Source organism: Propionivibrio sp., assembly GCF_017995515.1.
GTDB lineage: Bacteria > Pseudomonadota > Gammaproteobacteria > Burkholderiales > Rhodocyclaceae > Propionivibrio.
Genome location: NZ_JAGOIT010000099.1, coordinates 1 through 11087, shown reverse-complemented (window position 1 = coordinate 11087; position 11087 = coordinate 1). Strand labels below are relative to the sequence as shown.

Annotated in this window: 12 protein-coding genes; 10 read left to right on the top strand and 2 right to left on the bottom strand. The window is 62.8% G+C overall.

Features of this window, described 5'->3' with window-relative positions:
- Positions 1-161 precede the first annotated feature (161 nt).
- The 9 genes from KBA32_RS14030 (at position 162) to KBA32_RS13990 (ending at position 7784) form a co-directional block, all read left to right on the top strand.
- Complete coding sequence (locus KBA32_RS14030) at positions 162-305, top strand: hypothetical protein (protein WP_294360011.1); 144 nt, start codon at positions 162-164, stop codon at positions 303-305.
- Positions 306-314: 9 nt separating this feature from the next.
- Entirely contained in the window at positions 315-1814 is a 1500-nt protein-coding gene (locus KBA32_RS14025) for a polyamine aminopropyltransferase (protein ID WP_294360008.1), read from the top strand.
- A gap of 3 nt (positions 1815-1817) precedes the next feature.
- Positions 1818-3455: an NAD(P)-binding protein gene (locus KBA32_RS14020; RefSeq protein WP_294360006.1), complete on the top strand. Its 1638-nt coding sequence runs from the start codon at positions 1818-1820 to the stop codon at positions 3453-3455.
- A gap of 6 nt (positions 3456-3461) precedes the next feature.
- Complete coding sequence (gene speD, locus KBA32_RS14015; protein WP_294360002.1) at positions 3462-3830, top strand: adenosylmethionine decarboxylase; 369 nt, start codon at positions 3462-3464, stop codon at positions 3828-3830.
- Between the two features lie 96 nt (positions 3831-3926).
- Complete coding sequence (locus KBA32_RS14010; protein WP_294360001.1) at positions 3927-5291, top strand: TrpB-like pyridoxal phosphate-dependent enzyme; 1365 nt, start codon at positions 3927-3929, stop codon at positions 5289-5291.
- A 19-nt stretch (positions 5292-5310) separates the two neighbouring features.
- The gene (locus KBA32_RS14005) at positions 5311-6123 is read left to right on the top strand and encodes an SPOR domain-containing protein (protein ID WP_294359999.1); all 813 of its coding nucleotides are present in this window, start codon (positions 5311-5313) and stop codon (positions 6121-6123) included.
- On the top strand, positions 6120-6737 hold the full coding sequence (coaE, locus tag KBA32_RS14000; RefSeq protein WP_294359997.1) for a dephospho-CoA kinase: 618 nt from the start codon (positions 6120-6122) through the stop codon (positions 6735-6737). Before KBA32_RS14005 ends, coaE begins: the two co-directional genes overlap by 4 nt.
- An 88-nt stretch (positions 6738-6825) precedes the next feature.
- The gene (gene zapD / locus KBA32_RS13995) at positions 6826-7581 is read left to right on the top strand and encodes a cell division protein ZapD (RefSeq protein WP_294359994.1); all 756 of its coding nucleotides are present in this window, start codon (positions 6826-6828) and stop codon (positions 7579-7581) included.
- Positions 7581-7784 (top strand): DNA gyrase inhibitor YacG, encoded by a 204-nt coding sequence (locus KBA32_RS13990; RefSeq protein WP_294359992.1) that lies wholly within the window; start codon positions 7581-7583, stop codon positions 7782-7784. The genes zapD and KBA32_RS13990 overlap by 1 nt, the downstream gene beginning before the upstream one ends.
- A 13-nt stretch (positions 7785-7797) precedes the next feature.
- On the opposite strand, the gene KBA32_RS13985 is transcribed toward KBA32_RS13990, so the two are convergent.
- Positions 7798-8742 carry a Nudix family hydrolase gene (locus tag KBA32_RS13985; RefSeq protein WP_294359989.1) on the bottom strand — a complete coding sequence of 315 codons (945 nt, stop codon included), beginning with the start codon at positions 8740-8742 and terminating at the stop codon, positions 7798-7800.
- Positions 8739-9635 carry an ATP-binding protein gene (locus KBA32_RS13980; protein ID WP_294359986.1) on the bottom strand — a complete coding sequence of 299 codons (897 nt, stop codon included), beginning with the start codon at positions 9633-9635 and terminating at the stop codon, positions 8739-8741. Before KBA32_RS13980 ends, KBA32_RS13985 begins: the two co-directional genes overlap by 4 nt.
- A gap of 227 nt (positions 9636-9862) precedes the next feature.
- On the opposite strand from KBA32_RS13980, the gene KBA32_RS13975 reads away from it, so the two are divergent.
- Positions 9863-10918, top strand: coding sequence for a murein transglycosylase A (locus KBA32_RS13975; RefSeq protein ID WP_294359985.1), 1056 nt, complete (start codon positions 9863-9865; stop codon positions 10916-10918).
- The last annotated feature ends 169 nt before the right edge of the window (positions 10919-11087 follow it).

The following is an 11087-nucleotide window of genomic DNA, read 5'->3' as shown; positions in this document are numbered from 1 at the left end:
CATCGGCAACCCGGTGCCGTGGTCGAACTACGTGCTGGTGATCCTCTTCCTGCTGGCTTTCCCGCTCTTCTCGCGCTGGCGGCGCAACGCCTTCGAGGCGGAGCGCTGGAGCGAGAGCGATCTCGGCGGCGACAACGATTCGGACGACGAGGACGAGTGAGATGATCAAGGCCAACCTCGTCATCGGCATCCTCGCCGTTGTTTTTTTTGCGCACGCCCAGAACCAGGGCTGGAATCTTTTCGAACGGGAGGCGACGCAGACGTCGCGCCTCTCCAGCACGGGCAGTCGGGCGTATCACAAATAGCCGTCCACGATGAATCAAGCCCTGCTCTTCTCCGTTTTCGTCATCGCCTCCTGCGGGCTCGCCTACGAGCTGATCGCCGGCGCGCTGGCGAGTTATCTGCTCGGCGATTCGGTCCTGCAGTTCTCGACCGTGATCGGCACCTATCTCTTCGCGATGGGCATCGGCTCGTGGCTGTCACGCTACGTCGAGCGCAATCTCGTCGCGCGTTTCGTGCAGATCGAGCTGCTGGTCGGCGTCTTCGGCGGGCTGTCGGCGGCGGCGCTGTTCTTCGTCTTCGTCTGGTTCTCTGCGCCGTTCAAGCTGGCGCTCTATCTCGCCGTGTCGCTGATCGGCATCCTTGTCGGGCTGGAAATTCCGCTGATCATGCGCATCATGAAGCGCGACCTCTCGCTCAAGGATCTTGTCTCGCAGGTGCTCACCTTCGACTATCTCGGCGCGCTCGCCGTGTCCATTCTCTTCCCGCTGGTGCTCGTGCCGCACATCGGACTGGTGCGCAGCGCGTTGCTCTTCGGGCTGCTCAATGTGCTCGTCGCGCTCTGGGCGCTGTGGCTGTTCCGCGAGCAACTGCACGGCGCGCTCTGGCTGCGCGCGCAGGCGGTGGCATCCTTCGTCGCGCTGGCCGTCGGTTTCGGCTTCGCCGGACGATTCACCTCGTTCGCCGAAGCGCAGCTCTACGCCGACGAGATCGTCTACACCGAGACGACGCCGTACCAGCGCATCGTGGTCACGCGCTGGAAGGACGATCTGCGCCTCTTCCTCAACAACAACCTGCAGTTCTCGTCGCGCGACGAATACCGCTACCACGAAGCACTCGTCCATCCAGGCCTGGCGACGCTGCCCGGTGCGCGCCGCATCCTCGTGCTTGGCGGCGGTGACGGCCTCGCCGTGCGCGAGATACTGAAGTACCCGCAGGTCGAAGCGGTGACGCTCGTCGATCTCGATCCGGGCATGACGCAGCTGTTCTCAACCGCCGCGCCGCTGCGCAGCCTCAACGCCGATGCGCTGCTGTCGCCGAAAGTCAGGGTCATTAACGAAGATGCGCTGCAATGGCTGGAACAGAACGATGAACGTTTCGACTTCGTCGTCGTCGATTTCCCCGATCCGTCCAGCTTCGCCATCGGCAAGCTCTACAGCGCCGCCTTCTATCGCCTGCTCGAAAAGCACCTGACGGCCGACGCGCTGGCCGTCATCCAGTCGACCTCGCCGCTCTACGCGCGCCAGTCCTTCTGGTGCATCGCGCGCACGCTTGAAGACGCCGGCTTCGTCGCCACGCCGTACCACGCGCTGGTGCCGTCCTTCGGCGAGTGGGGCTTCGTCCTCGCCGGGCGGCGCGCCTACCGGGCGCCGGAGCGTTATCCGGTCGAAACGCGTTTCCTGACGGCGGAGGTCACGCCAACGCTGTTCCAGTTTCCCAAGGATATGGCGCGCGTCGACGCCGAGATAAACCGGCTCAACAATCAGGTTCTTGTGCGCTACTTCGAGCAGGAGTGGCGGCAGGTGATCCGCTAGACGATGCGCCGCCGCGACTTCATCGCTTCGCTGGCGGCAGGCGGGCTGGCGTCGGTTGCCGGCTGTGGCACGTCGGGCAAGCCGAAGTTGCCACCTGGCGAGCTGACCGGCACGTCGCTGGATATCGGCCATCGGCTGCGCGATCGCGATGTCCCGCAGCCTGGCGAAACGCGGCGAATTCCGGTGCTGATCGTCGGCGCCGGCATCGGTGGACTGTCGGCGGGCTGGAAGCTGGCGAAGTCGGGCTTCAAGGATTTCCTCATCGCCGAACTCGAATCGAGCGCCGGCGGCAACTCGCGCGCCGGTCGCAACGAAGTCAGCGCCTATCCGCTCGCCGCGCACTACCTGCCGCTGCCGACGCGCGAAGCGACTGCCGTGCGCGAGCTGCTTGCCGAACTCGGCGTTCTGCACGGCGACCCCAATGCCGAGCGGCCACGTTACGACGAGCGCTATCTCTGCGCGACGCCGCAGGAACGGCTCTATCGCAACGGCTGGTGGCAGGACGGCGTCGTGCCGCAGCACGGCGTGAGCGCGGTCGAGCGTGCTCAATACGAGTGCTTCCACGCGCTGATGGAAGGCTTCAAGCAGCGCCGCGATGGCGGCCGACGGGCGTTCGCGCTGCCCATGGAACTTTCTAGTGCCGCACCCGATCTGCAGGCACTCGATCAGCTCTCCATGCGCGACTGGCTGCTAAAGCAAGGTTTCGATGCGCCAACGCTGCACTGGTACGTCGATTACGCCTGCCGCGACGACTACGGTACGAGCAGCGACCAGGTCTCGGCCTGGGCCGGGATTCACTACTTCGCCTGCCGTAACGGCGAAGCGCAGGATGCGGCTGACGATGCCGTGCTCACGACGCCGGGCGGCAACGCCTGGCTCGCCGACGGTTTATTGCAATCGATCCGCGCACACGCCGGCGATCGCCTGCTGACCGGTGCCATGGCCGTGCGCGTCGCCGAAACCGACGATGGCATGGTGATCGACCTATGGCAGCCGGCGGAGAACCGCGTGCTGCGCATCCTGGTCGAACAGCTGATCTGGGCGGCGCCCCTGTTCCTCGTTCCGCACGTCTTCGCCGGGCACGATGATTTGAAATCGGCGGCGCGGAGCTTCACGCATGCGCCGTGGCTGGTTGCCAACCTCACGTTGTCGCAGTTGCCCGAAAACCGCGCCGGCGTCGCCACGGCGTGGGACAACGTGCTCTACGACAGTCCGGCGCTCGGCTACGTCGTCGCCACGCACCAGCAGATGCGCTTGCGGCCGGGGGCCACGGTTCTCACCTACTACCACGCCCTGAGTGCCATGACGCCCCAGGCGGGGCGGGCGGCTCTGCAGGCAACGCCGCGCGAGGTGTGGGTCGAACAGATCCTCGCCGATCTCGAACGTGCGCACCCGGACATCCGAAAGGTGACGACGCGCCTCGACGTTTTCCGCGATGGCCACGCCATGGTGCGGCCGCTACCGGGTCTGATCCGGGGCGAAGCGCGCCGCCTGCTCGCCGCCGATCGTCCGTGCCTGCGCTTTGCGCACGCCGACGTGAGCGGCTTCTCGCTGTTCGAGGAGGCGCAGTACCGCGGTGTACTCGCTGCCGAACGGACGCTATGGCGCCTCGGCAAACAATTCACAACTTCACTCGGCTGACCCTTCATGAACGGACTCCATCTCATCGCCGAACTGCACGACTGCCGCTGCCCGCAACGGCTGCTTGAGAGCGTAGACGCCCTGCGCGAACTGTGCCTGGCCGTGTGCACGGTTCCGGGGCTGACGCCGGTTGGGCAGGTCTTCCATCAATTTGGTAACGAAACCAATCCGGCCGGCGCGACGGGCGCCGTGATCCTCGCCGAATCGCACCTCGCGGTGCACACCTGGCCGGAGCTGAACGCCGTGACGCTGGATCTGTACGTATGCAACTTCAGCCAGGACAACCGCCGCGCGGCGCGCATGGCTTGCGATCAATTGATCGCGGCTTTCGCACCGACGCGCGTAGAACAGCGCGAAATCGAGCGCGGGCGCTGACCGACATGCGCCTCGAAAGCCGCACCCGTGCTGCATGACGCGGTGCCCGCGGCTATACTGGCGTCTTTTCGGCCAACACATACTCAGGGAGCTTCAATGGAATCGCTGCGCTTCGTTTTGCCCCAATCCGAAATTCCGACGCACTGGTACAACGTCGTCGCCGACATGCCGAATGCGCCGCTGCCGCCGCTCGGCCCGGACGGCAACCCGGCGACGCCGGAGCAGATGAGCGCGATCTTCCCGATGGCGATCCTCGAGCAGGAAATGTCGGCCGAGCGCTGGATTCCGATTCCGCAGGAAGTGCGCGAAATCTATCGTCTGTGGCGTCCGTCGCCGCTGGTGCGTGCGATCCGCCTGGAGCAGATGCTCGGCACGCCGGCCAGGATCTACTACAAGAATGAAGGCGTTTCGCCGGCCGGTTCGCACAAGCCGAACACCGCCGTCGCGCAGGCGTACTACAACAAGCAGGCCGGCATCAAGCGCATCACCACCGAGACCGGGGCTGGCCAGTGGGGCTGTTCGATGGCGCTGGCCGGACAGATGTTCGGGCTCGAAGTGCGCGTGTACATGGTCAAGGTCAGCTACGGCCAGAAGCCGTATCGTCGTTCGATGATGCAGACGTGGGGCGCCGAAGTCTTCGCCAGCCCGTCGAACATGACCGAGACCGGGCGCAACGCACTCGCCGCCGACCCGAACAATCAAGGCTCGCTCGGCCTGGCGATCTCGGAAGCCGTCGAAGAAGCCGCGTCGCGCGCCGACACCAACTACGCGCTCGGTTCGGTGCTCAACCACGTCGCGCTGCACCAGACGATCATCGGCCTTGAAGCGAAGAAGCAGTTCGAGATGGCCGGCGATTGGCCCGATGTGATCTTTGCCCCGTGCGGTGGCGGCTCGTCGTTCGCCGGCATGGCCTTCCCGTTTGTCGCCGACAACGCCGCCGGCGGCCGCAACGGCAAGCCGGTGCGTTTGGTCGCCGTCGAGCCGGCCTCGTGCCCGTCGCTGACCAAGGGCGTCTATGCCTATGACTTCGGCGATTCGTCGGGCTTCACGCCGCTGATGAAGATGTTCACGCTCGGCCACGACTTCATGCCGCCTGGAATCCATGCCGGCGGTCTGCGTTATCACGGCGCGTCGCCGCTCGTCTCGCAGCTCTACAAGGAAGGACTGATCGAGGCGGTTGCCGTGCCGCAGCTCGCCACCTTCGAGGCCGGCGTCATGTTCGCGCACGCCGAGGGCATCATCCCGGCGCCGGAATCGAACCACGCGATCCGCGGCGCGATCGACGAAGCGCTGCGCTGCAAGGAAACCGGCGAGGCGAAGACCATCCTCTTTAACCTGACCGGCCACGGCCACTTCGACATGGGTTCCTACGACCGCTATTTTGCCGGTGAGCTTGAGGATTTTGCCTATCCGGAAGAGGCGATCAAGGAGTCGTTGCTGCATCTCCCGAAGGTCGGCTGATTAGCGAAGAGTCGACTCGATGCGCGCGCTGGTCTTCTTTCTGATCTTCGCCAACCTGCTCTTCTGGGCGTGGGTGCAGGGTTATCTGGGAATGTCGTCGAATCCGGACACCCTGCGCGTGCAGCAACAATTGCAGGCTGACCGGGTGAGGATCGTGTCGCGCGACGAACCGCCGAGCGATGCGAAGGCACCGGTGGAAAGCGCGAAACAGGTCGGGAATGCGGTCGAAAAGCCGGTCGAAAAGTCCGTCGAGAAACCGGCAGAGCCGGTGGCGGAGGCAGCGCCGCCGCCAGTCGTCGTGCCTGAGACTAAGGCTGACGAAAAACCGGCAGATACGCTGGACACCTGCCTGCGCTTGGCCGAAGTCGTCGTCGATGATGCCGCGCGTCTCGAGAAAGCTCTGTCCGAACAGTTCCCGGAGTTCAAGGTCGTGCGGACGGCACTCAAGGAGGTGAGTGCCAGCTATTGGGTGTACATCCCGCCGTTGGCGAACAAGAAGGAGGCTGACGCGAAAGCGGCCGAACTGAAGAAGCTGCAAATTCAGGAGTATTTCGTCATCCAGGAAAGCGGGCCGAACAACCATGCCATTTCGCTGGGCCTCTTTTCCACGCGCGATGCAGCCGAGAATTATCTGGAAACGTTGAAGGGCAAGAAGGTCAAGTCGGCGCGGATAACCGAGAGAAACGCCAAGCCGGCGACCGTCTCCCTTGAGGTTAGCGGCCCGAAGACACGCTTCGATGCGTTACGCCAAGTGATTGCGGACATGTCCGTCGGACGCAGTCCGAGCGCATGTGGTGCTCCGGCAGCGGCCCCGTCTTCCGCCAAGCCATGACGCTGATCGTCGGCGTTACGGGCGGCATCGGTTGTGGAAAGACGACCGTCACCGACCTGTTGGCCGCACGCGGCGCCGCCGTCGTCGACACCGATGCGGTCGCCCATCAATTGACCGGAGTGAACGGCGCGGCCATGTCGGCGATCGCTGCCGCGTTTGGCACGACCGTCGTACGTCCCGACGGCAGCCTTGACCGGGCAGCGGTGCGACGTCTGGTGTTCGCCGATACGTCGGCACGAACTCGCCTCGAAGCCATCCTGCATCCGATGATCCGCCGTGAAAGCGAGGTGCGTTGCGATGCGGCGGCAAGGGCGAACGCGCCTTACGTCCTGCTCGTCGTTCCCCTGCTGGTCGAGACGGGCGGTTACCGAGAGCGGGTGGCGCGGATTCTGGTCGTCGACTGCAGCGAGGAAGTGCAGGTCTCACGCGTCATGGCGCGCAGCGGATTGTCTGCCGACGAAGTGCGCGCGATCATGGCGACGCAGGCTTCCCGTGCGACGCGTTTGGCGGCGGCGGACGATGTCGTGCTGAACGACGATGGACTCGACAGCCTCCACGAACAATTGGATATATTGCATGCGCGTTATCTGAAGCTGGCGGTGCCTGATACGTAATGCAGAGATACTTAAAGCGGACCGTTGAGATTTTGTCGCAAATAACTCAAAATGCTGGGAATTTCCCGTTTTCTGAACTGGCGGCGGCGTGATCACATACGAATATCCTTTCAATGAGCGCATACGTACCCTGTTGCGCCTGGAGGATTTGTTCGACAAGGTGGCCTATTTTGTCCAGCAGGACGGTACCCGCGAGCACCATGTCGCGTTGCTCACTCTCTTCGAAATTCTTGAAGTCGCCAGCCGCGCCGACCTCAAGATGGATCTCATTCAGGAACTCGAGCGCCAGCGTCAGTCCTTGCTTGTCTTCCGCAATAACCCGGATATTTCCGAGGAGGCGCTCTCGGGCGCGCTTTACGAGATAGAGCAGTCGTCTGCCGCGCTGCTCGCGATGACCGGCAAGATGGGCCAGTACCTGCGCGAAAACGAGTGGCTGATGGGGATCAGGAGCCGTGCAGCGATTCCCGGTGGCGTGTGCGAGTTCGACGTGCCGTCGTATCACTACTGGCAGCACCAGTCGGTCGAGGCGCGGCGTGCGGCCCTGAATACCTGGCTCAAGCCGTTCATGCCCTTGCGCGGCGGTCTCGACATCGTGCTGCGCCTTTTGCGCGCGAGCGGCCGGCCGGAGAAGCAGATCGCGGCGGGCGGGGCCTTCCAGTTGATGCTCGGTGGTAGCGGAGCGCAGATGGTGCGCGTGTCGCTCAAGCCGCAAGTCGATTTTGTCCCCGAGATCAGCGCCAACAAGTACGCGCTGAACATCCGCTTCACCTGCCCCGATTACGACCATCGCCCGCGCCACGCGGATACCGACGTCGAGTTCTCGATGGTCTTCTGTAATCTCTGATGCCCGCGTCGCCAGCGAAACCGCGGAAAGTGCGTTGCCCGCAATGCGGCGGCGAATCGATTTGGAGAGCGGACAACAAGTTCCGCCCGTTCTGCTCCGAGCGCTGCAAGCTGATCGACTTGGGCGCCTGGGCTTCGGAGTCCTATCGCGTCCCCGTGCAGGAAGGTGGCGATCCGCTGTCGGAAACGCCGCCTGGCGAATAAGTCAGGCGCGGTGCTACCAGCCGCGCATCATGGCGATACCGTGCGCGCCGGCGCGACGGGCGGTTTCAAGCAGATCGCGGCTCATTCCTCCGAGTGCAAACACGGGGATCGGCGATTTTTCGATCAGCTCGCCAAATTCGGCCCAGCCTAGGCCGTGGCTTTCTGGATGACTGGCCGTTGGCAATACCGGGCCGAGTACGGCAAGATCAAGACCAAGCGACGCGGCATGCGCAAGTTCCTCGGCCTTATGGCATGAGGCAGCGACACGCGCAAACGCTGGCCGTTCGGTCGTCTCCATCAGTCGTCTGGACGAAAGGTGCAGACCATGCGCGCCGATGTTGCGCGCCAGCGTCGCGTCGTCATTGACGAGGATGCAGCAGTTGTCGTGCTCGCGAGCCAAAGCCATCACTGCTTGCGCGAACTGCTTTCGTTGATTGCTTTGCAGCGCTTTGTCCCGGACCTGGATAAGTCGTACCCCGTCGGCCAGAGCTTTGTTCAAACGTACCAATTCCGCGTCAACGCCGTTCTCGCAGGCGTTGGTGATTGCGTAAACCGACGGTAATTCGAGCGCGCGCAGAATCGGCCCGTTAGCTGGAAGTACGGGCGATACGGGCGCCGCGTCGCCGATCCTGACCCAGACAAAGCCGCTGTGTTCGATCGGCGCAACTTCGCCATGCCAGGACGCGACCTGAAAGAACTTCAGCCGAACCGTGGCATGCGGGTAGGCGAACTGGCACGAGAGCCAAGGGTAGGTTCGATCGACCGTGACTCCGAGTTCCTCCTCTATCTCGCGAATCAGGGCGTCATGCAGCGTTTCGCCCGGCTCGACCTTGCCGCCGGGAAACTCCCAATAGCCAGCGTAGACCTTGCCTTTGGGGCGTTGCGCGAGGAAATACTCCGTGCCGTTCTCGCTTTGTCGCAGCAGAATCGCTGCGGCGACTTCGACGATCTTTGTCATTTGCGACGCCTGGCTGAACGTGGCGCATGAGCGCCGGACCAATCCTTGGCGAACTGCCATGCGACGCGTCCGTTGCGCGATCCGCGCATCAGCGCCCAGTTGAGCGCCTCGCGTTCAGCGCGTCCGATTTCTGGATCGCTGCATCCGAAGGATCGCAACCAGTGCGCGACGATATTCAGGTAGGCATCCTGATCGAAGGGATAGAAGGAGAGCCACAGGCCGAAGCGTTCCGAGAGCGATATCTTCTCCTCGACGGCCTCGCCGGGATGAATCTCATCGCCGACGCGTTTGCTTTCGAGGTTCTCGTCGAAGTACTCGGGCATCAGATGCCGCCGGTTCGACGTCGCGTAGATCAGGACGTTATCGAGCGCCGCAGCGATCGATCCGTCGAGGACGACCTTGAGTGCCTTGAACGTCGCATCGCCGGCATCGAACGAGAGGTCGTCGCAATAGACGATGAAGCGCTCGGGCCGACCCTCGAGCAGTTCAATAATATCGGGCAGGTCGACGAGATCGCTCTTTTCAACCTCAATGACCCGCAGTCCCTTGGGTGCGTACTCGTTGAGCAGTGCCTTGATCAGCGAGGACTTGCCCGAACCACGGGCGCCAGTCAGCAACACGTTGTTGGCTGGCAGTCGATTGATGAACTGGCGGGTATTCGCGTCGATGCGATCTTTCTGTGCATCAATATCGTGCAAATCCGCCAGGCGAATGGTTGCCGGGCGCTGGATCGCCTGGAGATGGCCAAAACGGCCGTGCTTCCGCCAACGAAATGCGACTGCCGAGTTCCAGTCCGGTTCGGGCGAACGTGGCGGCAACAGCGGCTCGATGCGTTCGAGTAACTGCTCGGCGCGGGCTAGAAAACTGGCGAGTTGCGAGGTGGGGGAGTTCATCAGAAAGGTATACTTCGACGGTTTGAAAACCCTCGCACTCTAGCCAAACCATGCATAAATGCCAAACCAGAAAGCTCTCGCTGATTGCGCTGTCGATTGTCGCTGCATTGCTCGGCGGATGTGCGACGGTTGAAGAACCGGCTCCCGTCGCGTGCCCATCGGCTTGTGCCAAGTGCCCGCCGTGCGCGGCTACAGGCACGGTCCCTACTCAGCCTCCTGCAAAGCCGATGCAGGGAGCGCATTGGAAAGACCTTCCGGGTTGGGCCGAAGACGACCTCACGGTGGCGTGGCCAGCCTTTCTGCAATCGTGCAAAGCGCTCGCCAGCCGGCCGCAGTGGCTGCTGTGGCGCGCAGCCTGCGAGGAAGCCAGGGGCCTGGCAGCAAACGATACGACAACCTTGCGTCGTTTTTTCGAATCCCGGTTCTCGCCGTACTTGCTGACCAATCCCGATGGAACCACGAGCGGCCTCGTAACCGGCTACTACGAGCCGCTCCTGCGTGGTTCGCGTACTCGCAGTTCGGTGTTCTCGCAGCCAGTTCTTGGCGTTCCGCCGGATCTCCTGACCATCGATCTTGCCGACGTCCTGCCTGACTTGAAGAACATGCGTCTGCGTGGTCGGCTGCAGGGCAACAAGGTCGTCCCGTACTACTCGCGCGCCGATATCGTCAGCCGCGAGAAGGAGTTTGCCGATCGTGTCCTGTTCTGGGTGGATGATGCGATCGAACTCTTCTTTCTGCAGATCCAGGGATCAGGCCGGATAAGGTTGCCCGACGGGAAAATGGTCCGCGTGGGTTATGCCGATCAAAACGGACATCCCTATCAATCGATTGGCCGGGTGCTCATCGAGAGAGGCGAGTTGACGTCCGAGCAGGCGTCCATGCAGGGAATACAGGGCTGGGCGCGCGCCAATCCCGACAAGGTGAATGATCTGCTCAACACCAACCCGAGCTACGTGTTCTTCCGTGAAGCACCGATCAAGAGCAATGTGGAGGACGGGCCGACTGGCGCCTTGGGCGTTCCGTTGACAAAGGAGCGAAGCATCGCCGTCGACCCGGCCAACGTGCCGCTCGGAGCGCCTGTATTTCTGTCGACGACGCGCCCGAATTCTTCTGTACCGCTTAGGCGCGTGATGCTGGCGCAGGATACGGGAGGGGCGATCCGTGGCGTTGTGCGCGCCGACTTCTTCTGGGGGTTCGGCGCGGAGGCGGGTGCTCAAGCGGGAAGAATGAAACAACAAGGGCAAATGTGGGTTCTTTTGCCGCCGGGTGTTGCGCCGAACTAGCGCGTTGCTTGAGATCGGCGACGCCTGTTTTGCCTCGAATATAGAATTTCCCTGAAAGGGGTTGACGTTCTGTGAGGTGTCTATATAATGCCGACCTTCGCTGCTGCTGCGGCGGACGAATCGGGTAAGTAACTGATTTGGAAGTTCTTTAAAAACTGGACAATCGATA

Bases quoted from the DNA above. Each gene is read 5' to 3' on its own strand.
- KBA32_RS14030 (WP_294360011.1), top strand. From the start codon at position 162: ATGATCAAGGCCAACCTCGTCATCGGCATCCTCGCCGTTGTTTTTTTT.
- KBA32_RS14025 (WP_294360008.1), top strand. From the start codon at position 315: ATGAATCAAGCCCTGCTCTTCTCCGTTTTCGTCATCGCCTCCTGCGGG.
- KBA32_RS14020 (WP_294360006.1), top strand. From the start codon at position 1,818: ATGCGCCGCCGCGACTTCATCGCTTCGCTGGCGGCAGGCGGGCTGGCG.
- speD (WP_294360002.1), top strand. From the start codon at position 3,462: ATGAACGGACTCCATCTCATCGCCGAACTGCACGACTGCCGCTGCCCG.
- KBA32_RS14010 (WP_294360001.1), top strand. From the start codon at position 3,927: ATGGAATCGCTGCGCTTCGTTTTGCCCCAATCCGAAATTCCGACGCAC.
- KBA32_RS14005 (WP_294359999.1), top strand. From the start codon at position 5,311: ATGCGCGCGCTGGTCTTCTTTCTGATCTTCGCCAACCTGCTCTTCTGG.
- coaE (WP_294359997.1), top strand. From the start codon at position 6,120: ATGACGCTGATCGTCGGCGTTACGGGCGGCATCGGTTGTGGAAAGACG.
- KBA32_RS13990 (WP_294359992.1), top strand. From the start codon at position 7,581: ATGCCCGCGTCGCCAGCGAAACCGCGGAAAGTGCGTTGCCCGCAATGC.
- KBA32_RS13985 (WP_294359989.1), bottom strand. From the start codon at position 8,742: ATGACAAAGATCGTCGAAGTCGCCGCAGCGATTCTGCTGCGACAAAGC.
- KBA32_RS13980 (WP_294359986.1), bottom strand. From the start codon at position 9,635: ATGAACTCCCCCACCTCGCAACTCGCCAGTTTTCTAGCCCGCGCCGAG.
- KBA32_RS13975 (WP_294359985.1), top strand. From the start codon at position 9,863: ATGCAGGGAGCGCATTGGAAAGACCTTCCGGGTTGGGCCGAAGACGAC.